Origin of the sequence: Pseudomonas fragi, assembly GCF_002269505.1 — a bacterium.
Taxonomy (GTDB): Bacteria; Pseudomonadota; Gammaproteobacteria; order Pseudomonadales; family Pseudomonadaceae; genus Aquipseudomonas; species Aquipseudomonas fragi_D.
Genome location: NZ_NQKQ01000021.1, coordinates 1 through 21,146, shown reverse-complemented (window position 1 = coordinate 21,146; position 21,146 = coordinate 1). Strand labels below are relative to the sequence as shown.

General features: G+C 58.4%; 19 protein-coding genes and 5 tRNA genes. 17 read left to right on the top strand and 7 right to left on the bottom strand.

The window, feature by feature from the left end:
• Window positions 1-51: 51 nt before the first annotated feature.
• The 8 genes from cobU (at window position 52) to CJU81_RS17180 (ending at window position 5,413) form a co-directional block, all read left to right on the top strand.
• Window positions 52-573: a bifunctional adenosylcobinamide kinase/adenosylcobinamide-phosphate guanylyltransferase gene (gene cobU, locus CJU81_RS17210; protein WP_095037590.1), complete on the top strand. Its 522-nt coding sequence runs from the start codon at window positions 52-54 to the stop codon at window positions 571-573.
• The gene (gene cobT / locus CJU81_RS17205; RefSeq protein ID WP_095037589.1) at window positions 570-1,625 is read left to right on the top strand and encodes a nicotinate-nucleotide--dimethylbenzimidazole phosphoribosyltransferase; all 1,056 of its coding nucleotides are present in this window, start codon (window positions 570-572) and stop codon (window positions 1,623-1,625) included. The genes cobU and cobT overlap by 4 nt, the downstream gene beginning before the upstream one ends.
• Window positions 1,622-2,200: an alpha-ribazole phosphatase family protein gene (gene cobC / locus CJU81_RS17200; protein WP_095037588.1), complete on the top strand. Its 579-nt coding sequence runs from the start codon at window positions 1,622-1,624 to the stop codon at window positions 2,198-2,200. The genes cobT and cobC overlap by 4 nt, the downstream gene beginning before the upstream one ends.
• The gene (locus tag CJU81_RS17195) at window positions 2,200-2,931 is read left to right on the top strand and encodes an adenosylcobinamide-GDP ribazoletransferase (protein ID WP_095037587.1); all 732 of its coding nucleotides are present in this window, start codon (window positions 2,200-2,202) and stop codon (window positions 2,929-2,931) included. Before cobC ends, CJU81_RS17195 begins: the two co-directional genes overlap by 1 nt.
• Before the next feature lie 82 nt (window positions 2,932-3,013).
• On the top strand, window positions 3,014-3,427 hold the full coding sequence (locus CJU81_RS17190) for a MarR family winged helix-turn-helix transcriptional regulator (protein ID WP_095037586.1): 414 nt from the start codon (window positions 3,014-3,016) through the stop codon (window positions 3,425-3,427).
• A 52-nt stretch (window positions 3,428-3,479) separates the two neighbouring features.
• Window positions 3,480-4,688, top strand: coding sequence for an MFS transporter (locus tag CJU81_RS17185; RefSeq protein WP_095037585.1), 1,209 nt, complete (start codon window positions 3,480-3,482; stop codon window positions 4,686-4,688).
• Window positions 4,685-4,807, top strand: coding sequence for a hypothetical protein (locus tag CJU81_RS24280; RefSeq protein ID WP_254924892.1), 123 nt, complete (start codon window positions 4,685-4,687; stop codon window positions 4,805-4,807). The genes CJU81_RS17185 and CJU81_RS24280 overlap by 4 nt, the downstream gene beginning before the upstream one ends.
• 54 nt (window positions 4,808-4,861) lie before the next feature.
• Window positions 4,862-5,413, top strand: a complete 552-nt coding sequence (locus CJU81_RS17180; protein ID WP_176464864.1) for a glutathione peroxidase — start codon at window positions 4,862-4,864, stop codon at window positions 5,411-5,413.
• Between the two features lie 86 nt (window positions 5,414-5,499).
• Here the strand turns inward: CJU81_RS17180 and CJU81_RS17175 are convergent, their stop codons facing one another.
• From CJU81_RS17175 to CJU81_RS17165, 3 genes are all read right to left on the bottom strand, one after another.
• Entirely contained in the window at window positions 5,500-6,783 is a 1,284-nt protein-coding gene (locus CJU81_RS17175; RefSeq protein ID WP_095037583.1) for an OmpP1/FadL family transporter, read from the bottom strand.
• Window positions 6,784-6,930: 147 nt separating this feature from the next.
• Window positions 6,931-7,410 carry a hypothetical protein gene (locus CJU81_RS17170; protein ID WP_095037582.1) on the bottom strand — a complete coding sequence of 160 codons (480 nt, stop codon included), beginning with the start codon at window positions 7,408-7,410 and terminating at the stop codon, window positions 6,931-6,933.
• Between the two features lie 264 nt (window positions 7,411-7,674).
• A complete protein-coding gene (locus tag CJU81_RS17165) occupies window positions 7,675-7,899 on the bottom strand; it encodes a hypothetical protein (RefSeq protein WP_019407963.1) in 225 nt (74 codons plus the stop codon).
• Between the two features lie 970 nt (window positions 7,900-8,869).
• On the opposite strand from CJU81_RS17165, the gene CJU81_RS17160 reads away from it, so the two are divergent.
• A complete protein-coding gene (locus CJU81_RS17160) occupies window positions 8,870-9,193 on the top strand; it encodes a hypothetical protein (protein ID WP_095030572.1) in 324 nt (107 codons plus the stop codon).
• A 172-nt stretch (window positions 9,194-9,365) separates the two neighbouring features.
• A complete protein-coding gene (rmuC, locus tag CJU81_RS17155) occupies window positions 9,366-10,730 on the top strand; it encodes a DNA recombination protein RmuC (protein WP_176464707.1) in 1,365 nt (454 codons plus the stop codon).
• A 114-nt stretch (window positions 10,731-10,844) separates the two neighbouring features.
• Here the strand turns inward: rmuC and CJU81_RS17150 are convergent, their stop codons facing one another.
• A complete protein-coding gene (locus tag CJU81_RS17150; protein ID WP_095037581.1) occupies window positions 10,845-14,315 on the bottom strand; it encodes a hybrid sensor histidine kinase/response regulator in 3,471 nt (1,156 codons plus the stop codon).
• Between the two features lie 241 nt (window positions 14,316-14,556).
• On the opposite strand from CJU81_RS17150, the gene CJU81_RS17145 reads away from it, so the two are divergent.
• Both CJU81_RS17145 and CJU81_RS17140 read left to right on the top strand, forming a co-directional pair.
• Window positions 14,557-15,708, top strand: coding sequence for a TDT family transporter (locus CJU81_RS17145; RefSeq protein WP_095037580.1), 1,152 nt, complete (start codon window positions 14,557-14,559; stop codon window positions 15,706-15,708).
• A gap of 115 nt (window positions 15,709-15,823) precedes the next feature.
• Window positions 15,824-17,698: an MFS transporter gene (locus tag CJU81_RS17140; RefSeq protein WP_095037639.1), complete on the top strand. Its 1,875-nt coding sequence runs from the start codon at window positions 15,824-15,826 to the stop codon at window positions 17,696-17,698.
• Window positions 17,699-17,795: 97 nt separating this feature from the next.
• Here the strand turns inward: CJU81_RS17140 and sugE are convergent, their stop codons facing one another.
• From sugE to rdgC, 3 genes are all read right to left on the bottom strand, one after another.
• Window positions 17,796-18,110, bottom strand: a complete 315-nt coding sequence (gene sugE / locus CJU81_RS17135) for a quaternary ammonium compound efflux SMR transporter SugE (RefSeq protein ID WP_016779888.1) — start codon at window positions 18,108-18,110, stop codon at window positions 17,796-17,798.
• Window positions 18,111-18,228: 118 nt separating this feature from the next.
• Window positions 18,229-19,194, bottom strand: coding sequence for a bile acid:sodium symporter family protein (locus tag CJU81_RS17130; protein ID WP_016779889.1), 966 nt, complete (start codon window positions 19,192-19,194; stop codon window positions 18,229-18,231).
• A gap of 131 nt (window positions 19,195-19,325) precedes the next feature.
• Entirely contained in the window at window positions 19,326-20,246 is a 921-nt protein-coding gene (rdgC, locus tag CJU81_RS17125; protein WP_095037579.1) for a recombination-associated protein RdgC, read from the bottom strand.
• 160 nt (window positions 20,247-20,406) lie between these two features.
• On the opposite strand from rdgC, the gene CJU81_RS17120 reads away from it, so the two are divergent.
• The 5 genes from CJU81_RS17120 (at window position 20,407) to CJU81_RS17100 (ending at window position 21,144) form a co-directional block, all read left to right on the top strand.
• Window positions 20,407-20,482, top strand: a tRNA-Val gene (locus CJU81_RS17120).
• 19 nt (window positions 20,483-20,501) lie between these two features.
• A tRNA-Asp gene (locus tag CJU81_RS17115) sits at window positions 20,502-20,578 on the top strand.
• Window positions 20,579-20,795: 217 nt separating this feature from the next.
• A tRNA-Val gene (locus CJU81_RS17110) sits at window positions 20,796-20,871 on the top strand.
• Window positions 20,872-20,890: 19 nt separating this feature from the next.
• Window positions 20,891-20,967: transfer RNA gene (locus CJU81_RS17105), tRNA-Asp, on the top strand.
• 103 nt (window positions 20,968-21,070) lie between these two features.
• A tRNA-Asp gene (locus CJU81_RS17100) sits at window positions 21,071-21,144 on the top strand.
• Window positions 21,145-21,146: the final 2 nt, after the last annotated feature.

Genomic DNA, 21,146 nt, shown 5'->3' with positions numbered 1-21,146 from the left:
AGCAGGCTCGCGCCCACAGTGGATTTGCCGCATTTCCAGAGGTTTATTGACATGCTGCAACTGATTTTGGGCGGTGCCCGCTCGGGCAAGAGTCGTCTGGCTGAAAACCTGGCGGCCGAATCCGGCTGCGCCGTGACCTACATTGCCACCAGTCAGCCGCTGGACGGCGAGATGAGTGAGCGCGTGCGTCATCATCGCGAACGTCGCCCCGAGCATTGGGCGTTGATTGAGGAACCAATCGAATTGGCCCGCGTACTGCGCGACAACGCTCGCGCCGATGTTTGCCTGCTGGTTGACTGCCTGACGCTGTGGCTGACCAACCTGCTGATGCTTGAAGACCCGCAGCGCCTGGTCGCCGAGCGTGACGCGCTACTCGAATGCCTGGCCGATCTGCCGGGTGAAATTGTGTTTGTCAGCAACGAAACCGGAATGGGTGTCGTACCGCTGGGCGAATTGACTCGCCGCTATGTCGATGAAGCCGGTTGGTTGCATCAAGCCCTGGCCGAGCGCTGTCAGCGAGTCGTGCTGACAGTGGCAGGCCTGCCCCTGACGTTGAAAGGAACTGCACTATGAGCACCCCTTGGTGGCTGAAACCCTGCAAACCGGTTGATCGCGTCATGCAAGCTGCAGCTGGCGAGCGTCAGCAACAACTGACCAAGCCGGCAGGCTCGCTGGGTCAGCTTGAGGCGCTGGCAGTGCAACTGGCCGGGCTGCAAGGGCGGCTCAAGCCCCGTGTTGATCAACTGTGGATCGGCATTTTTGCCGGCGATCACGGCGTGGTTGCCGAAGGTGTCTCGGCTTATCCGCAGGCGGTAACCGGGCAAATGCTGCATAACTTTGTCAGCGGCGGCGCGGCGATCAGCGTGTTGGCCCGTCAGTTGGGCGCGCAACTGGATGTGGTGGACCTGGGCACCGTCACGCCGATGCTGGAGCTGGCGGGTGTGCGGCACCTGCAGTTGGGTGCGGGGACGGCCAACTTTGCCACAGGCCCGGCGATGTCCGACAGCCAGGGGCTTAAAGCCCTGCAGGCCGGGCGTGACAGCGTGTTGCGGGCGCAGGCTGCAGGCAGTGAAGTATTTATCGGCGGCGAAATGGGCATCGGCAACACGGCGTCCGCCAGCGCGCTGGCCAGCGCATTGCTTGCGTGCCCGGCCTCGCTGTTGACCGGGCCCGGTACCGGGCTGGATGCAGCCGGTGTCAGCCACAAGGCGCGGGTGATTGAGCGGGCGCTGGCGTTTCATGAAGGGCATCTCGACGATCCGCTGCAAACGCTATTTCGTCTCGGTGGTTTTGAAATTGCAGCGCTGGTCGGCGCTTATGTGGCCTGCGCGCAGGAAGGTATCGTGGCAGTGGTCGACGGGTTTATCTGCACCGTCGCGGCCATGGTCGCCGTGCGCTTGAACCCGCAGTGTCGTGAGTGGCTGGTGTTCAGCCATCGTGGGGCAGAGCAGGGCCATCGCCATGTGCTCGAGAGTCTGCAGGCCGAGCCGCTGCTTGACCTGGGCCTGCGCCTGGGCGAGGGCAGTGGTGCTGCGTTGGCGGTACCCTTGATGCGTCTGGCTTGTGACCTGCACGGGCAGATGGCGACGTTTGCGCAAGCCGCAGTGGCAGATCGCCCGGCATGACCGTGCAGCTGGATTTGCTGCGTCATGGTGAAACCGAACTGGGTGGCGGCTTGCGCGGTAGCCTGGATGATGCCTTGACGGCGACGGGCTGGACGCAAATGCGCGATGCGGTCCAGGGCAAAGGTCCGTGGGACCGTATCGTCAGCTCGCCGCTGCAGCGTTGCGGGTTGTTTGCCCGGGAATTGAGCGCGCAACTCGATATCCCAGTGTCTTTCGACAAAGACCTGCAAGAACTGCATTTCGGCGCGTGGGAAGGGCTCAGTGCCGTGGCGCTGATGGAAACCGATGAGCAGGCCCTGGGCCTGTTCTGGGCTGATCCCTATGCCTTCACTCCGCCAGACGGTGAGCCAGTGCTGGCGTTTTCGGAGCGGGTGTTGGCTGCCGTCAGTCGTTTGCAGCAACAGTTCGCCGGTGAGCGTTTGCTGGTGGTATGCCATGGTGGGGTAATGAAACTGTTGCTGGCCCGGGCTCGTGGCTTGCCCCGTGAGCATCTGTTGCAAGTACCGGTCAGCCATGGCGCACTGTTTGGTTTGCGGGTCGGCGTGGATGGTCAGTTGATCGAGGTTGGCGAGTGATGTTGCCGTTCTGGATTGCCCTGCAGTTTTTAAGCAGCTTGCCGGTTCGCTTGCCCGGGATGCCGCAGCCTCAAGAGCTGGGGCGCTCTTTGTTGTTTTACCCGCTGGTGGGAGTGTTGTTCGGCCTGCTGTTGTACGGCGTTAGCGGGCTGCTGGCCGATGCGCCGTTGATGTTGCACGCAGCCTTGTTGTTGACCCTTTGGGTGTTGCTCAGTGGCGGGTTGCATCTGGACGGCCTGGCTGACAGTGCGGATGCCTGGCTGGGCGGTTTTGGTGATCGCGAACGCACCTTGACCATCATGAAAGACCCGCGCAGCGGGCCTATCGCGGTGGTTGTGCTGGTGCTGGTGCTGTTGCTCAAGTTTTGTGCGCTGCTGGCCTTGCTTGAGCAGGGCAACGGTACTGCCTTGCTGATTGTCCCTTTGATCGGGCGCAGTGCTTTGCTGGCAGTATTCCTGACTACGCCCTATGTGCGCGCGGGTGGCTTGGGGCAGGCGCTGGCTGACCATCTGCCACGTAAGGCAGGGTGGTGGGTGCTGGGGCTTAGTGCCCTTGTTTGTGTGCTGTTGGCAGGTTATCCAGGTTGGTGGGCGCTTGGCCTGGCAGCGCTGGGGTTCGTGTGGCTGCGCAGGGTGATGATCCGTCGTTTGGGCGGCACCACCGGTGATACCGCCGGGGCGTTGCTGGAATTGCTCGAAGTGCTGGTGCTGGTAGGATTGGCGCTGATCTGACGGTGCCCGCTCCCACAAAAAACCGGGCAGGCGGCGCTGCATAAATCTTGATTCTCTTCTATTGCGGGTATATACATACAAAATGTTACCAACCCAGTGTTTATGTACCAATCTGCGACGTGCTGCACGTGGCGTGAGCAGGCATTACGACGGCGCTCTCGACGGCTTCGGGATCAACGTCGCCCAGTATTCCTTGCTATGCAATCTCAAGCGGCTCGATCAACCGAGTATTTCCAGCCTGGCTGAGGCCATGGGCCTGGATCGCAGTACGTTGGGGCGTAACGTACGGGTGCTTGAAGGAGCCGGGTTGGTGAAGATGACAGAGGGCGCGGACCAGCGTAATCGGCTGGTGTGCCTGACGCAGGCCGGTGAAGAGTGCCTCAAGGCCGCCTTGCCGGCTTGGGAAGCGGCACAGCAGCGTTTGATGGACCGTTTGGGTGAAGCCAAGCCTGCGCAATTGCTACAACTATTGGATGAGTTGGCGGGTACTGACTGAGGGTCAGTCGCGCGATTATAAATGGGTATATACCCGCTCCCGGAGAACAACAATGACATCGGTGTGGCGTAACAGCGGTTGGGTCCTTCTTGGCAGTGCGCTTATTTTGGCACTGTCGTTGGGTGTCAGGCATGGTTTCGGGCTGTTTCTGCCGCCCATGAGTGCGCAGTTTGGCTGGGGGCGTGAGGTGTTTGCATTTGCCATCGCCCTGCAAAACCTGATCTGGGGTCTGGCCCAGCCCTTTACCGGGGCTTTGGCCGATCGCTTTGGCGCAGCGAAGGTGGTGATCGTCGGTGGCGTGCTGTATGCCGTGGGACTGTTGCTGATGGGTCTGTCGGACTCGCCCCTGTCGCTGTCATTGAGCGCAGGGCTGCTGATCGGTATCGGCCTGTCCGGTACGTCGTTTTCGGTGATTCTGGGGGTAGTAGGCCGTGCCCTGCCGGCGGAAAAACGCAGCATGGGCATGGGGATCGCCAGCGCTGCCGGCTCCTTCGGTCAATTTGCCATGCTGCCCGGTACGCTGGGCCTGATTGGCTGGCTCGGCTGGTCGACGGCGCTTCTGGTGCTGGGGTTGCTGGTCGCGCTGATCGTGCCATTGGTCAGTATGCTCAAGGATCGGCCGTTGCCGAGCCTGGGCGCGGATCAGACCCTCAAGCAAGCACTGCACGAGGCGTGCTCGCACTCGGGCTTCTGGTTGTTGGCGTTTGGCTTTTTTGTCTGCGGCTTTCAGGTGGTTTTTATCGGTATTCACCTGCCAGCGTACCTGGTGGACCAGCACCTGCCCGCGACGGTGGGTACCACGGTGCTTGCACTGATTGGCCTGTTCAATATTTTCGGTACTTATACCGCAGGCTGGCTGGGCGGGCGCATGTCCAAGCCGCGCTTGCTGACCGGGTTATACCTGGCGCGGGCGGTGGTTATCGTGGTGTTCCTGTGGGCACCTGTGACGCAGTTCAGCGCGTACCTGTTCGGTATGGCCATGGGCTTTTTGTGGCTGTCGACGGTGCCGCTGACCAATGGCACCGTGGCGACCATGTTTGGCGTGCGTAACCTGTCGATGTTGGGCGGGATTGTGTTCCTGTTCCATCAACTGGGTGCATTCCTGGGCGGTTGGTTGGGTGGCGTGGTCTATGATCAGACCGGTAGCTACGATTTGATCTGGCAAGTATCAATTCTATTGAGCCTGTTGGCGGCAGCCTTGAACTGGCCGGTGCGTGAGCGCCCGGTGGCTCGTTTACAGGCGCAGGGGAGTTTGGGGTGAATTCAACCTGGATCCGTTTGGGAACAATCAGTGTCGGTGCCTTGTTGCTGGCCCTGGCCTGGTGGGGCTGGCATCAGGGTGGGCTGGCCTTGATGCAGTTGGGTCTGGGTGCTTGCTAGTGTGGCGGCGGATGAGTAAGTTCTGAGATTGCCTCTTTCTCAAGGACACCAATGATGCTTAAGCGCTGGATTGCGATGCCTGTACTGCTGTTGGCCTGCGTCGGTTCGGTGTGGGCCGCGGATTGCCCGCCCTTGCTGGAGGGCTCGCTACCCAAATTGCGGGCCAAGGAATCGATCGATCTGTGCCAGCGCTTCGCCGGTAAACCGCTGTTGATCGTCAACACGGCGAGCTTTTGCGGCTTTGCCCCGCAGTTCAAGGGGCTTGAGGCGTTAAATCAGCGCTACAAGGCTCAGGGGCTGGAGTTGATTGGCGTGCCTTCGGACGACTTCAAGCAAGAGGCCAAGGATGGTGAGGAGACGGCCAAGGTCTGCTACGTCAATTACGGCGTGACCTTCACCATGATCGACCCGCAGCATGTACGCGGCCCTGACGCGGCACACCTGTTCAAGGTGCTGGCGGAGCAGAGCAGTGCGCCGAAGTGGAACTTCTACAAGTATGTGGTGGATCGCCAGGGCAATGTAATTGCCAACTTTTCCAGCCTGACCAAGCCTGATAGCCCGGACTTGCTTGAGGCGATCGACAGAGCCATCGCGTCAAAACCCTGAAAAGCGCCCATTAAAAATCCCCGCCTCGGTAACGAGAGCGGGGATTTTTTTGATTCAGCAGGCGAGGCGGTCAGCCTCGCAGCGAATCAGAACTTGTAGGTTGCACCTACAGCGAAACCGTTAGCACTGTTTTCGTACTTGGCGCTGTATTCGTTCAACTGGTTCTTGTCGTGAACCTTGACCGACTCTTCCTTCAGATAGGAATAGGCAGCATCGATTGTCAGGTTCTCGTTGACGGCATAACCGGCACCCAGGCTGAAGATCGTACGGTCGCCGGTAGGAATACGTGGCGAGCGATTTTCGTTGTTGGTAGGCGACTGGTCCCAGGTCAGGCCAGTACGCAGTACCCACTGTTTGTTCAACTGGTAAGAGGTACCAATGGCATAAGCCCAGGTATCGTGCCAGTTTTGCTCTTCCTTGATGGTGCCGAACAGTTGCGCGCCGACGCCGCCGGAGGCAGCCTGGCTGACACCGTCGTTATTGATGGTGATGTCTTTCAAACGGCTCCAGCGGGTCCAGGTGGTACCGGCGTAGAGTTTCCAGGCGTCGGACAGGTCTTGTGTAACGGACAGGTCCCAGGACTCTGGCGTATCGATTTTCAGCGATGCGTCATAACGGTTGCTTCTCATCAATTGCGGAGGGGTATTGGCCCCTGCGGTCACATTGGTATGGCCTTCGAGTTTGTAGCTCACCTTGGAGTGGTAGGTAAGGCCAAGACGTGTGGTGTCGGTTGCTTGTACCAAAATACCGGCGTTGAAGCCCAGGGCGGTATCGTCACCTTTTACTTTTACGTTGGTGTCGCCATAAGCAGGGTTCAGAACGGTCAGGTCTGATTCCAGGGTGCCGCTGATGCGGTTGAAGGTTGGACCGAAGCCCACCGAAACCTTGTCGTTGAATGCGTAGCTGACGGTCGGTTGCAGGGTGACAACCTTAACTTCACTTTTTTTGCCGAATGCACGGCCCTGGAAGCCGCCTTCATAGTCGGTAACCAGGCCGAAAGGTGCGTAAACACCAAAACCTACAGCCCATTGGTCATTGAGCTTGTTGGTGTAGAAGCCCATCGGAACGCCAGTGAACGGAACCATGTCACCTTTGTTGGTGCCAGGGTATTTTCCGCTTGCGTCCTTGATATCAGTCGAAGCATCGATGACGGCGATACCGCCAGTCACTTGCTGGCCGCTGAGACGGGACATACCGGCAGGGTTACCGAAAACGGTACTGGCATCGTCGGCAGAAGATGAACGACCCGCGAAACCGGTCCCCATACCGCTTACGCTTTGTTCGTTGAGTGCGAAGCCGCTAGCGAAAATCTGGCTGGAAGCCAAAGTGACGGCGAGGCCAAGTGTGGTCTTGAGCATTACTTTTTTCATTATTAGAACTCCTTATGATCACCGGACGAAAACTACCAACATTTTTGTTGAAGCGCTATAGGCTAAATCGCAGAAGATAGCGATGTTTTGTAGGACAATCCGACCGGATTTCAGGCTGTTTGAAGATCATTACAGTTGTTTGAAATTTCAAGCAACTTGGTTGAGGGGTGAAACGCAGGTGCGCCAGGCATGGGCGAAATCACGTAAACGCCCATGTGGTTCAAAGGCTTGGCGCCAGATTCTTGCCATGCCAAGCAGGTCGTCGGCTGCAGGAATGACTATTTTTTGCTGCTCGACCAATAACCAGGCAATGGCTGTGGCGTAACGCAAATTGACCGTTAGTTCCAGATGAGGGCTGCACAGGAAAGCATGCTGGCTGGCCAGCCCGCGTACCAGGCTCGCCAGATCCGGGTCGTGGGCCAGGTATTGATCCCACAGGGCGGCATGTTGAGGTTCGCGTATGCAATAGAGGCCGTGACCGCGACGATCGTGCAGGGCAGAGCCCAAATTCGACTGGCTGGCCGCAATACCCAGCAACAAAGCTTCTGCGTCCGGGTTGTCTTGCCCCAGATAAAGAAGCGTTGGCCGAATTACGTAAAGGTTCAACTCCCTGGCAGCGATACCCATATAGTCCTCGAGGCCTGAAAATGACCAGCGATACCCAGAGCTTGGCAGCATGGATCGAAAGGGTTCGCTGGAAGCGGGTGGTGCCGCTTGAGTTGAAGTGTAGTGTCATATCTTTGCTGTAAAGGTCTGTTTTTAAATCATTTAAAGCATCGAACTGTTAGCTATATATCCGCAAGTACTTAAGCAATGCCGAATGTTTCTTGAATTGCGGCCAATAAAAAGCCCTGCTAATCAGGCAGGGCTTGGTGTGCAGCGCTCAAGCTATCAGGCAATCAGGGCCTGACGAGTACGCTCGATCACAGCTTGCAGAGGTTCTGCGCTGGAGTATTGATCGGGGTACAGGCGTTCGCTGTGACGAGCGATACCGTGTTCGTTGACCAGAGTGAAGCTGAAGCATCCTTTGCGAGCGGCCATAATCAGGCAGTTCATTGGAGCAAAGGCGTTGGTTAGGGTGCGAATGGCATCCTGAGTATGGATTTGAGTAGACATAGTTATTAGGTGTTCCTACAAAAGACACGGATTCGATCCGTGCTGCATTAAAACGTTCCAGTGACGTCGAGCCATTCTTTGGCTGGACGAAGAACCTGACTGGAACAAAGCCGCCAGTTGGAGCGCATTAAGTATGTGGCGCTTGGGCTGGCAGGTAGGTACTTAGGAGGGCAGGCAGTCACAACAGGAGCTAAGGTTCCGTGCTCCGGGTGAAGATCCTGATCAATTTGCAGGTTGGTTCGGTCAGAGTAAGAGAGCTTCGCGATACCCTGTGCGTTTGTGCAAAGGCCGTATCGTCGCAAGATTTACCTGGAAACCATCGAGGGGGACGATCCCGTTTATTCAGCTTGCTTGCGCTTTTAGCGAAGTGCTGGAGGGATTTGTTCGGCCCGAATTGACTTTCAGCTTGGTACTAACGCTGCGGATACTAACGGGTTGAATTTTTAAACGCAAGTGTGCTAGCAAAAATACTTTATGTAGCCTCGCCATGAACGTGGCTGGCGGGGCTGGCTGCCTAGACCATTTTTGGCATTTCGCCAGTCTGCTCGCACGTGCATCCGGTCGGTAAAAAAGCCCTTGAACAGCGCGCTGTAGCGGTGCGCTTGCCTACAAGATTTGCGCGTTAAAGGCCCGGCCCGCTGCTCTGAATGTGAACTTGTGCACATTTACAGTGCTGTAGCCAAAATCGGCGCAGATACCCGTGTTTGAGTCTTCCTAGCCTGTGCTGTAAATTTAAGTCAATGAAAAACATCGTTTTTTTTAATTGGTGAAAAAATCGACAGTTTGACCTGAGGCCGCGCAGGGTGGGCCTTTGCGGGGGTTAAAGCGGGGTTGTCCACTGACTTATCCACAGGATCTGTGGATTGTCCCAAGCGCTTGCTCTAGATCAAGGGTATCGACTTTTTTCGACTTTACCCAGACGAAAAAAGGAGTAGAGTGGCGCGCCTTCTGTTCTGCCCTACAGTGTCGTATGAAGTTCCGCACAGCTACTTCCTCTGTTACTCGTTCCAACACACCCACTGAAGCACCCAAGCGCTTTTCTTTGCGGGTGGCTATCTGGCTGCTGGATAACCCGCGCCTGAGCGCCAGCCCCAGCGTCAAGCATGTGGCCGGGCATTTGCTCAAGCAACCCGCCCGCCAGGGTGTGGTGCTGGCCCAAAGCCGTTTGGGCCAGTTGATGTGTCGTGAATGTGGCAGCGCCCGCGATCAGCGTATCGGCCACGAACTGTTGCGCCAGGCCGCTCGCGCCGGTGACCGTCTGGCACAGCAGGAACTGAACAAGACCGAAGACTGAACTGTCTTCGGCGCTGACTGTTGGTTAATCTTGTTCTTTTACCTCGTGCGGAGGGGTTATGGCCCTGGATCTGAGCAGCCTGTTGCTTGGCCTGGCAGCAGCGTGTGTGCCGTTGCTGGCGTTAATCTGGCAGTTGCAACGCAAGCTCGCCGGCCAGCCCGCTGAACGTGCACTGCTCAACGAGCGCCTGAGTACGGCGCAGTTGGCCCAGGAAGGCCTGAGTGCCCAGCTGGACGCCTGTCGCGATGAGGTCAGTGACCTGGGCCAGGCCAATGCGGCCAAGCAAGCAGAGCTGGCTGCGCTGAGTCGTGAGGTCGAGTTGTTGCAGGTTGAGCGCGACAACGGGCGCGATGCCGCCCACGCCTGGAACCTGGAACGCAATCAGAAAGAAGTCGAGCTGCGCCGTCTGGATGCCCATGCCTCGGCCTTGTCTGCCGAGCTGCGCGAGCAGCAGGACAGTCACCAGCAGCGTCTGAATGACCTGCAAGGCTCACGCGACGAACTGCGGGCGCAGTTTGCCGAGCTGGCGGGGAAGATTTTCGATGAGCGCGAGCAGCGTTTCGCCGAAACCAGCAATGAGCGTCTAGGCCAGTTGCTTGACCCGCTCAAAGAGCGCATTCAATCGTTTGAGAAGCGCGTCGAAGAAAGCTATCAGCAGGAATCGCGGGAGCGCTTCTCCCTTGGCAAAGAGCTGGAGCGCTTGCAGCAGTTGAACTTGCGCCTGAGCGATGAGGCCACCAACCTGACCCGTGCCTTGAAAGGGCAGAAGACCCAGGGCAACTGGGGAGAGCTGATTCTGGAGCGGGTGCTTGAGCATGCGGGGCTAGAGAAAGGCCGCGAGTACCAGACTCAGGTCAGCCTCAAGGGCCCTGACGGCGAGCGCTTCCAGCCGGACGTGTTGATCATGTTGCCGGGCGACAAGCAGGTGGTGGTCGACTCTAAAGTCAGCCTGACGGCCTACCAGCAATATGTGGGTGCCGATGACGACGTGATCGGGCAAGCGGCGCTCAAGCAGCACGTACTGTCGCTGCGTAATCATGTGAAGGGTCTGGCGAGCAAGGACTACAAGCGCCTGGAAGGCTTGCACAGCCTGGATTTCGTATTGCTGTTCGTGCCGATCGAGGCGGCTTTTTCGGCAGCGTTGCAAGCCGAGCCAAACCTGTTTCAGGAGGCATTCGATCGCCATATCGTGATTGTCAGCCCGACCACGTTGCTGGCCACCTTGCGGGTAATTGACAGCCTGTGGAAGCAGGAGCGCCAAGGTCAGAATGCCCGTGAAATTGCCGAGCGCGCGGGTTGGCTCTACGACAAGTTCGTGCTGTTTATTCAGGATCTGGATGAAGTGGGCAACCGCCTTCAGCAACTGGATAAAGCCTACAGTTCGGCGCGTAACAAACTGACAGAAGGACGAGGCAACCTTGTCAGCCGCAGCGAGCAGCTCAAGCTGCTGGGCGCGCGGGCCAGCAAGAGCCTGCCGGCCGACCTGCTGGAGCGGGCCATGACCGACGAAGAGGGTGTGGCCCACCCGGCGGAATAACGCCTGACGTCCGTAGTCGCTGCCGCAGGCTGCGAAGGGTTGCTCCGCAACCCGTTTTCTCGAAATTCCCGCAGACCCAATCGCAGCCTGCGCCAGCATTTACAGCATTTTGAATCAAAGCGGCACATGCCTGCTCAGCAGCGCTCGCAAAACCGCAGGCTTGACCGGCTTGGGCAGGTACTCGAGGCCTGCTGCATGCACCTGGGCAATCATCTCCGGGCGACCATCGGCGCTGATCACCACGCCCGGCACCGGTTCACCCAGTTGTGCGCGCAGCCAGCCCATCAATTCTGTCCCCACTTCGCCATCGTCCAGATGGTAGTCAACCAGTACCAGCTGCGGTCGCACGCCTTCATTGAGCAATGCCGCGCATTCTTCGCGGTTGCGCGCTGTCCACACCTGACAGCCCCAGCGCGTCAGCAGGCTTTGCATGCCGATCAGAATGCTGTCTTCGTTATCGATGCACAGCACCCTGGCGCCTGTCAGGGGCTGACCATTCTGTTCAACAACCACAGGCTGCGGTGCGGCCTGGCTCTTGGCCATTGGCACACGCACACTGAACACGCTGCCAAAGCCCTGCCATGAACGCACTTGCAGGGTGTGACCCAACACATGGCACAAGCCGTCGGCTATCGCCAGGCCCAGGCCCAGGCCTTTCTCGGCGCGGGTCTGGTGGCTGTCGAGGCGCTTGAACTCTTCAAAAATCACCTGCAGCTTGTCTTCCGGAATGCCCGGCCCTCGGTCCCACACCTCAAGGCACAGTTCACCGCCGCGTCGGCGCACGCCCAGCAATACCGGGCCTTTGGCGTAGCGAAAGGCATTGGTGAGAAAGTTTTGCAAAATCCGGCGCAGCAACTTGATATCACTGTTGACCCGCACACGGCTGCCGCGAACCCTGAAGTTCAAGCCCTGTTCCTGGGCTTGGGCCGTGAATTCATTGCCCAGGGTTTCGAACAGGTCATTAATGGCAAAAGGCTTGATGTCGGGAGTGATCTTGCCGTTTTCCAGGCGGGATATATCCAGCAGGTCGCTGATCAGGTCTTCAGCAGAGCGCAGGGAGCTGTCCAGATGCTGCACCAGCTTCTGGGCTTCGGCGCTCAGGCCTTCTTCCTGGTGGGAGAGGGCGGACGAGAACAGGCGTGCCGCGTTCATTGGCTGCATCAGGTCATGGCTTACTGCTGCCAGGAAGCGGGTTTTCGACTGACTGGCCGTTTCTGCCACGCCTTTGGCTTCGGTCAGCGCCTGGTTCAGTTGCGACAGTTCATGGGTACGCTCGGCAACCCTCTGCTCCAGGCCTTCATTGGCCTCGGTGAGGGCCTGTTCGGCTTCACGGAACGCGGTGATGTCGGTGAAACTCATGACGAAACCGCCACCCGGCATTGGATTGCCGATCAGTTCGATCACGCGGCCATTGGGGAACAGTCGCTCTGAGGTATGCGCCCGGCCCTGACGCATCCAGTGCAGGCGTCTGGCCACATGCACTTCGGCCTCACCGGGGCCGCACAGGCCGCGCTCGGCATTGTGGCGGATGATGTCGGCAATCGGCCGGCCGACGCTGATCAGCCCGTCGGGGTAGTCGAACAGCTCAAGGTAACGGCGGTTCCAGGCCACCAGCTTGAGCGACTGGTCGACCACGCTGATGCCCTGGGTGATGTTCTCAATCGCGCCCTGGAGCAAGGCGCGATTGAACTGCAGTACTTCCGACGCCTCATCGGCGATGCGTACCACGTCTTCCAACTGCATTTCCCGGCCTTCAATAGCTGCTTTAACTACGGCGCGGGTAGAGGATGCGCCGAGCACGCCGGCCAGTAGCCGTTCGGTGTGGGCGATCCATTCGCCATTGGCGTTCTGGTTGGGGTTAAAGCCCTTGCCTTGACGGTAGGCGAAGCGAATAAAGCTCTGGTGGGCGCGTTCTTCGCCGACGAAGCGTGCGGCGAGGGCCAGTAGGTCATTGATCTGTACCGACAGCATCGAACGGCCGCTGGGGTGGCTGCTCAACTCCTGGCCGATAAAGCGCCCGGCCTGCCAGTGTTCTGATACGCGGGTGCGCGACAGCACCGAGACCCAGGCAAACAGGGTGAAGTTGCCTGCCAGAGATAGCACCACGCCTTGGGTCAGCGGGGTGATCGACAGGCCCAGCGGGTTGCTGTGCAGCCATGCCAGCCCCGGGAAGTGGCTCAAGTGCCAGCCAAAGCTGTGGGCGATGATCGGCAGTACCAGGGTGTAAAACCAGATAAAGGTGCCCGTCGCCAATCCGGCAAAAACCCCTCGGCGGTTGGCCTGTTTCCAGTACAGGGCACCGAGCATGGCTGGCGCAAGTTGGGTGACGGCAGCGAAGGCAATCTGGCCAATGGTGGCCAGGCTGGCGGTCGAGCCCAGCAGACGGTAGCTGACATAAGCCAGCAGCAGAATCACCACAATCGACACGCGCCGCACCGAAAGCATCCAGTGACGGAACACCTCGAACGGGCGCTCGGCGTTTTTGTGGCGCAGCAGCCACGGCAGCAGCATGTCGTTGGAGACCATGGTCGACAGTGCCACGCTGGCCACGATCACCATGCCGGTGGCTGCCGACGCGCCGCCGATAAAGGCCAGCAAGGCCAGGGCCGGATGGGCCTGGGCCAGTGGCAGGCTGATCACGAAGGAGTCAGGCAGTACCGAGCTTGGCAGCAACATTTGCCCAGCCAGTGCAATCGGCACCACAAACAGCCCGGCCAGTATCAGATAGGCCGGGAACACCCATTTGGCCAGTTGCAGGTCCTGGGGGTCGATGTTTTCGACCACCGTGACGTGGAACTGACGGGGCAGGCAGATGATTGCCATCATCGCCACACCGGTCTGCACGATCATCGATGGCCAATTGACGGTTTCTTTCCAGTACTCCTCAAGCCGCGGTGCGAGCATGGCCTGATTGAACAGATCGTCGAAACCGTCATACAGGCCAAAGGTCACAAAGGCGCCCACCGCGAGGAAGGCGAAGAGCTTGACCAGCGACTCAAAGGCAATGGCCAGCACCATGCCCCGGTGGTGTTCGGTGGCGTCGAGGTTGCGGGTACCGAACAGGATGGTAAACAGTGCCAGTACCAGCGTCACAATCAGCGCGGTGTCCTCGACCCGCGAGCCGGTTGCGTCGGCCCCGGCCCCGATCAGCAGGTTTACCCCCAGCACGATTCCCTTGAGCTGCAATGCAATATAAGGCAGTACGCCCACCAGGCAGATCAGCGCCACGACAATGGCCAGTGACTGGGACTTGCCGTAGCGGGCGGCGATAAAGTCGGCAATCGAAGTGATGTTCTCCTGTTTGCTGATCATCACCATCTTTTGCAGCACCCAGGGAGCACATACCAGCAGCAGCACCGGGCCCAGGTAAATCGGCAGGAATGCCCAGAGTTGTTCGGCGGCCTGACCAACGGCGCCGAAGAAGGTCCAGCTGGTGCAGTACACCGCCAGCGACAGGCTATAGACCCATGCGCGAACCCGCGGCGGCAGCGGTTTGCTGCGCCGGTCACCATAAAAGGCAATGGCGAACATAATGGCCATATAGGCCAGGGCAACGGCGGCAATCAGCCCGCTGGACAACGACATGGACACTCCTGAAGGTATAAGGCCGCAAGCAATCCCGCTTGGGGCAGCTAGTCTCGCATGATGTTCGAAACACGTCAGTGTCGACCATGGTCTGAGCGCGGCCTGGTGTCGCAGGGTTTGAAGTCGGTGGATATGATCTTATATAGGTGTAGTAGATAACAGTTAGAGAAATTACCCGTTATATAGATATGCGATTTGGTTCTACTCTATTTGCACCTCATATGAGGAACAGGAGGAACCCATGACTTGCCCAACTAATGCCAAAGCCGGTTTTCGGCCTTTTAGCCACTTGCAGCACCCCCGTGAAGTGATCCGCCAGTTCACCCCGAACTGGTTTGCCGCGACCATGGGTACAGGTGTGCTGGCCTTGGCCCTGGCTCAATTGCCGGTGCATATCCCGGGTGTGCATGCCTTTGCCGAGGGGCTGTGGCTGTTCAATATCGGTTTGTTCATTCTGTTCAGCGTGCTCTATGGCGCGCGCTGGGTGCTGTATTTCGATGAGGCACGGCGCATTTTCGGGCACTCCACCGTGTCGATGTTCTTTGGCACCATCCCTATGGGCCTGGCCACCATCATTAACGGTTTTCTGGTGTTTGGCGTGCCGCGCTGGGGCGAAGGCATGGTGCAGGTGGCCGAGGTGCTGTGGTGGATCGATGTGGCCATGGCGCTGGGCTGCGGCGTGCTGATCCCCTACCTGATGTTTACCCGTCAGGACCACAGTATTGACCAGATGACGGCTGTCTGGCTGCTGCCGGTGGTGGCGGCTGAGGTCGCGGCAGCCAGTGGCGGTCTATTGGCACCGTATCTGAGCGATACCGTCATGCAGTTCCATGTGTTGATTACCAGCTATGTACTGTGGGCGTTTTCGGTGCCGGTGGCCTTCAGCATCCTGACCATTCTGATTTTGCGCATGGCACTGCACAAACTGCCCCACGAGAGCATGGCAGCCTCCAGCTGGCTGGCGTTGGGCCCTATCGGCACCGGTGCCCTGGGTCTGCTGTTGCTGGGCGCCGATGCTCCGGCGATCTTTGCGGCCAATGGCCTGGCACGAATCGGTGAGATCGTTGAGGGTCTGGGGCTGATCTCTGGGGTTATCTTGTGGGGTGTTGGTTTGTGGTGGATTGTGATGGCGGCGCTGATCACCATTCGCTATTTCCGCTCGGGCATTCCGTTCAACCTCGGCTGGTGGGGCTTCACCTTCCCGCTGGGCGTGTATTCGCTGGCAACCTTGCGCCTGGGCAGCATGCTGCACCTCAGCTTCTTTGATGTGGCCGGTTGTGTACTGGTACTGGCGCTGGCGATGATGTGGCTGCTGGTGGGCACCCGCACCGTGCAAGGGGCCTATCGCGGCGAGCTGTTTGTATCGCCTTGTATTGCCGGGTTGAAGAAGTAAGTTATTGGCTCGGGTTCTGTGCGCTCACACACAGAACCCGAGCAAGGTTGTGCCCTGAGTGATACAACGGCCCTCCAAAGAGAAAGCCCATCAGCGCAACGTGAGTACATGGATGATGAGTCACCCCTCGCAGTTCAGCTTGCTCGGCAAGCGCCGTTTCCTGCCTTTTTTCGTGACCCAGGCCCTGGGCGCGCTCAATGACAACCTGTTCAAGCAATCGCTGATTCTGGCCATCCTTTATAAGCTGAATATCGAGGGTGACCGGGGGATTTGGGTCAACCTGTGTGCGTTGCTGTTTATCGTGCCTTTCTTTTTGTTTTCGGCTCTGGCCGGTCAGTTCGGCGAAAAGTACGACAAGGACCGTTTGATTCGCCTGATCAAGCTGGGCGAAATCGCGATCATGGTGGTCGCAGCCATTGGCTTTGCCTTTGATCATCTGGCGTTGATGCTGGTGGCGCTGTTTGCGATGGGCACCCATTCGGCACTGTTCGGGCCGGTGAAATACTCGATCCTGCCGCAAACCTTGCGGCCAGAAGAGCTGGTCGGTGGCAATGGTCTGGTGGAGATGGGCACGTTTCTGGCGATTCTGGCGGGCACCATTGGCGCCGGGATCATGCTCTCGTCCGGCAATTACTCGGTTATTGTCTCGGTGGTGATTATCGCGGTCGCCGTGCTGGGATACCTGGCCAGCCGTGCCATTCCGCCTGCGCCGGCCGATACGCCACAGCTGCGGCTGAACTGGAATATTTTCAGCGAATCCTGGGCCACCTTACGCATGGGGCTTAATCAGACACCTGCGGTGTCCCGTTCCGTAGTCGGTAACTCGTGGTTCTGGTTTGTCGGTGCGATTTACCTGACGCAGATCCCGGCCTATGCCAAAGACTGGCTGTATGGCGACGAGACCGTGGTGACATTGATTCTCACCGTGTTCTCAGTGGGCATCGCACTGGGGTCGCTGCTGTGCGAGAAGCTGTCGGGGCGTAAGGTGGAAATCGGTCTGGTTCCGTTTGGCTCGTTTGGCCTGACAGTTTTTGGCCTGTTGCTGTGGTGGCATTCGGGGCAGATGCCGCACACCCTCCAGACCCATGACTGGCTGGGCGTGCTGGGGTTCAGTCAGGCCTGGTGGGTGCTGTTCGATATTCTTGGCCTGGGCGTGTTTGGCGGCTTTTATATAGTGCCGCTGTACGCACTGATTCAGTCGCGTACTGCAGAGAGCGAGCGTGCAAGGGTCATTGCCGCCAACAACATCCTTAATGCGCTGTTTATGGTGGTATCGGCGCTCGTCACCATCCTGCTGCTCAGCGTTGCCAAGGTGACGATTCCCGAGTTGTTTCTGGTGGTGTCGTTGATGAATATCGCGGTCAACACCTACATCTTTAAAATCGTGCCTGAATTCAGCATGCGCTTTATGATCTGGCTGCTCAGCCATTCCATGTACCGCGTGCAGCACAAGCACCTGGAGCTGATCCCCGATGAAGGGGCGGCGTTGTTGGTGTGCAACCATGTGTCATTTGTGGATGCCTTGCTGATAGGCGGCGCGGTGCGTCGTCCGGTTCGGTTTGTGATGTATTACAAAATCTACAACTTGCCGGTGCTCAACTTTATCTTTCGCACTGCGGGCACGATTCCTATTGCAGGACGTGCTGAAGACGAAGCGATCTATGAGCAGGCATTCGACAGGATTGCCCGGTATTTGGATGATGGCGAATTGGTGTGCATTTTCCCCGAGGGTAAGCTCACCACGGACGGGCAGATTGACGAGTTCAAGGCGGGGGTTACCCGGATACTGGAGCGCACGCCAGTGCCGGTGATTCCGATGGCGTTGCAGGGGTTGTGGGGCAGTTTTTTCAGTCGTGATCCAAACAAGGGTTTTTTGCGTCGCTTGTGGTCACGGGTAACGCTGGTTGCTGGAGCGCCGATAGCGGCTGATGAGGCTACGCAAGAGCTGCTGCGTGAGCGGGTGATGGAATTGCGCGGGGCTGTGCAGTAAATCAAAGGCAAAGTGGGAGCGGGCTTGCTCGCGAAGGGGGACTCGAATACCCGGTCGGCCCAATCGCGAGCAAGCCCGCTCCCACAGTTTTATTGCGTTAAGCGCTGATCTTCAGGCCCACCAGGCCGGCAATGATCAGTGCAACGCTGGCCAGGCGGAACAGTGCCATGGATTCACCAAACAGAATGATCCCGGCGATGACCGTGCCCACCGCGCCAACACCCGTCCAGATTGCGTAGGCAGTGCCCAGCGGCAGTTCTTTCATGGCCAGGCCGAGCAAGCCGAGGCTGATGACCATGGCGCCAACGGTCAGGGCCGTCGGCAGCGGGCGGCTGAAGCCGTCGGTGTATTTCAGGCCAACAGCCCAGCCAACTTCAAACAGGCCAGCGAAAAACAGAATGATCCAGGACATCTTCATCTCCATCAACTGATGGGGTCGTCCCCGGAATAATCACTCGATGAGTCGCGAGGTCGTCCTCGCAGTGCGCAGTATATTGCACATGATTATTCCGACAGGCAACCCCGAAATTTCACTCAGTTGCCGCCTTGGCTGCTGCCAGACGATCTTCTTTTTCGCTCATGCGCCGGAAATACGTCGACAGCAGAGCCCCCGAAATATTGTGCCAGACGCTGAAGAGTGCACTGGGTACGGCTGCCAGCGGCGAGAAGTGTGCGCTGGCCAGTGCTGCGCCCAGCCCCGAATTCTGCATGCCGACTTCCAGGGCCAGGGATTTACGCTGGGCCAGCGGCAGCTTGAACAGACGACCGGTAAAGTAGCCGAGCAAATAGCCGAAGCTGTTGTGCAGTATTACCACGGCCATGATCAGCAGACCGGATTTGGCGATTTGCGCCTGGCTGGCCGCCACCACGGCGGCGACGATAATCACGATGCTGACCACCGACACCAACGGCAGCACATCGACGGCAAAGCGCACCCGTGCGCCAAGCAGGCGCTGGGCCAGTACGCCTAGCACAATGGGTAGCAACACAACCTGCAGGATCGACCAGAACAGTTCCATAAACGAAACCGGTAGCCAGGCCGAGGCGAGCAACCAGATCAGGGCCGGGGTCAGCAAGGGGGCGAGGAGGGTGGTCACGGCGGCAATGGCCACCGACAGCGCCAGATCACCGCGAGCCAGCCAGGTCATGACATTGGACGAGGTGCCACTTGGGCAGCAGCCGACCAGGATCACGCCCACGGCGATTTCGGGCGGCAGGTGGAACACCTGGCAGAGCAACCACGCCACGCCGGGCATGATTACGAAATGAGCAACCACGCCCAGTGCCACGCGCCACGGATGGCGTGCGACTTCGGCGAAGTCATCGAGTTTGAGGGTCAGGCCCATGCCGAACATCACCACGCCCAGCAGCGGCACGATGTAGCCTTTGAGGCCGACAAACCAGCCGGGCTCCAGAAACGCCAGCACGGCGAAAATCAGCACCCAGTAGGCAAAGGTATTACCGACAAAGCGGCTTAAAGCAGCGAGTGCGCGCATGGTGGTCCTTATTGTGGTTATTCTGGTGGATATGATTGTGGGAGCGAGCCTGCTCGCGAAGATCTCGTGAGCGCCGTGGCGCTACCTTCGCGAGCAGGCTCGCTCCCACAAAAAAAGATTGCAGCGGGCGTTTAGATGCCTTGCGGAATCTCTTCGCCGCCTAGCGCTTCAAACAGCTGCGGCAAGAACTCGCCGAAGGTCAGCATCATCAGGGTGAAGCTGGCATCCTGCTGGCCCAGATCGTCGTCTCCGCCGTCCTGTTCCGCCTGGTCTTGCAGCAGGTCTTCAAACTTCAGGCGCTTGACCACCAGTTTGTCGTCCAGCACGAACGACAGTTTGTCCTGCCAGGCCAGCGACAGCTGGGTCACGACTTTGCCAGTGCTCAGGTGCAGCTGGATTTCGTCGCTGGTCAGGTCTTGACGCTTGCAGCGAATAATGCCGCCGTCTTCGTGGGTGTCGCGCAGCTCGCATTCGTCGAGGACGAAGAAGTTGTCGGCGGCTTTCTGGGTCTTGACCCATTCGGTCATCACTGCGCTTGGCGCAATCTTGACGGCCAATGGGCGAACCGGCAGCGAGCCGATCACTTCGCGCAGGGTGGACAGCAAGTCTTCGGCGCGTTTCGGGCTGGAGGCGTTAACCAGGATCAGGCCCTGTTTTGGCGCGATGGCGGCAAAGGTCGCCGAGCGGCGGATAAAGGCCCGCGGCAGGAAGGCCTGGATGATTTCATCCTTGAGCTGATCGCGCTCCTTCTTGTAGACCTTGCGCATTTGCTCGGCTTCGATCTCTTCGACCTTCTCCTTCAATGCGTCACGCACAACGCTGCTTGGCAGGATGCGTTCTTCCTTGCGGGCGGCAATCAGTAGGAAGTCCTGGCTGACGTGAACCAGCGGTGCGTCTTCGCCTTTGCCGAACGGGGCAACGAAACCGTAGGTGGCTACTTCCTGGCTTGAACACGGGCGGGCCAGTTTGGTGGCCAGTGCAGTTTCCAGCACCTGTGCATCAAAAGGCAGATCTTGGGTCAGGCGATAGATAAGCAGGTTTTTGAACCACATGGGGTGAATCACTCCTATATACAAAGACGCATTATTCGCCTGATAACCTTAATAGGCCAACCCTGCGCTAAGCCTTTGTCATCGTTAGAAAAATTATTTTAAAAAGTGCTTGCCAGACTTTAGGTCGCTACGTAGAATGCGCGCCACACCGAGAGTGAAAGGGTGATTAGCTCAGCTGGGAGAGCATCTGCCTTACAAGCAGAGGGTCGGCGGTTCGATCCCGTCATCACCCACCATTCGCTCACAGTGTTACGCGCAGCGGTAGTTCAGTCGGTTAGAATACCGGCCTGTCACGCCGGGGGTCGCGGGTTCGAGTCCCGTCCGCTGCGCCATTTTTAATACCATAAGCCCATTGAACGCTTGTGGTTGGTATAAGCCTGCTAAATGCTGGTTTGACCGAAAGGCTTCGGTTTGGCAGTTCGCTGCGAAATCAAAGATGCAGGGCGCTGGAAACGGATGTTTTTATCAGGTTTGAAAAAACTTAAATAAAAACAACCACTTACACAAATAGTGTGAGAGAATGCGCCCCGCAACGAAAGTGAAGTAAAAGGGTGATTAGCTCAGCTGGGAGAGCATCTGCCTTACAAGCAGAGGGTCGGCGGTTCGATCCCGTCATCACCCACCACTTACTTTCAATGTTACGCGCAGCGGTAGTTCAGTCGGTTAGAATACCGGCCTGTCACGCCGGGGGTCGCGGGTTCGAGTCCCGTCCGCTGCGCCATATTCTGAACAAATCAGGCTCGCCTGGTTTGCGATTGAAAAGCACCGAAGCTCTTCAATCACAGGTTTTAAAAGTTTCAAACGGACGCAAGTCCGAGCGATACGCAGCGGTAGTTCAGTCGGTTAGAATACCGGCCTGTCACGCCGGGGGTCGCGGGTTCGAGTCCCGTCCGCTGCGCC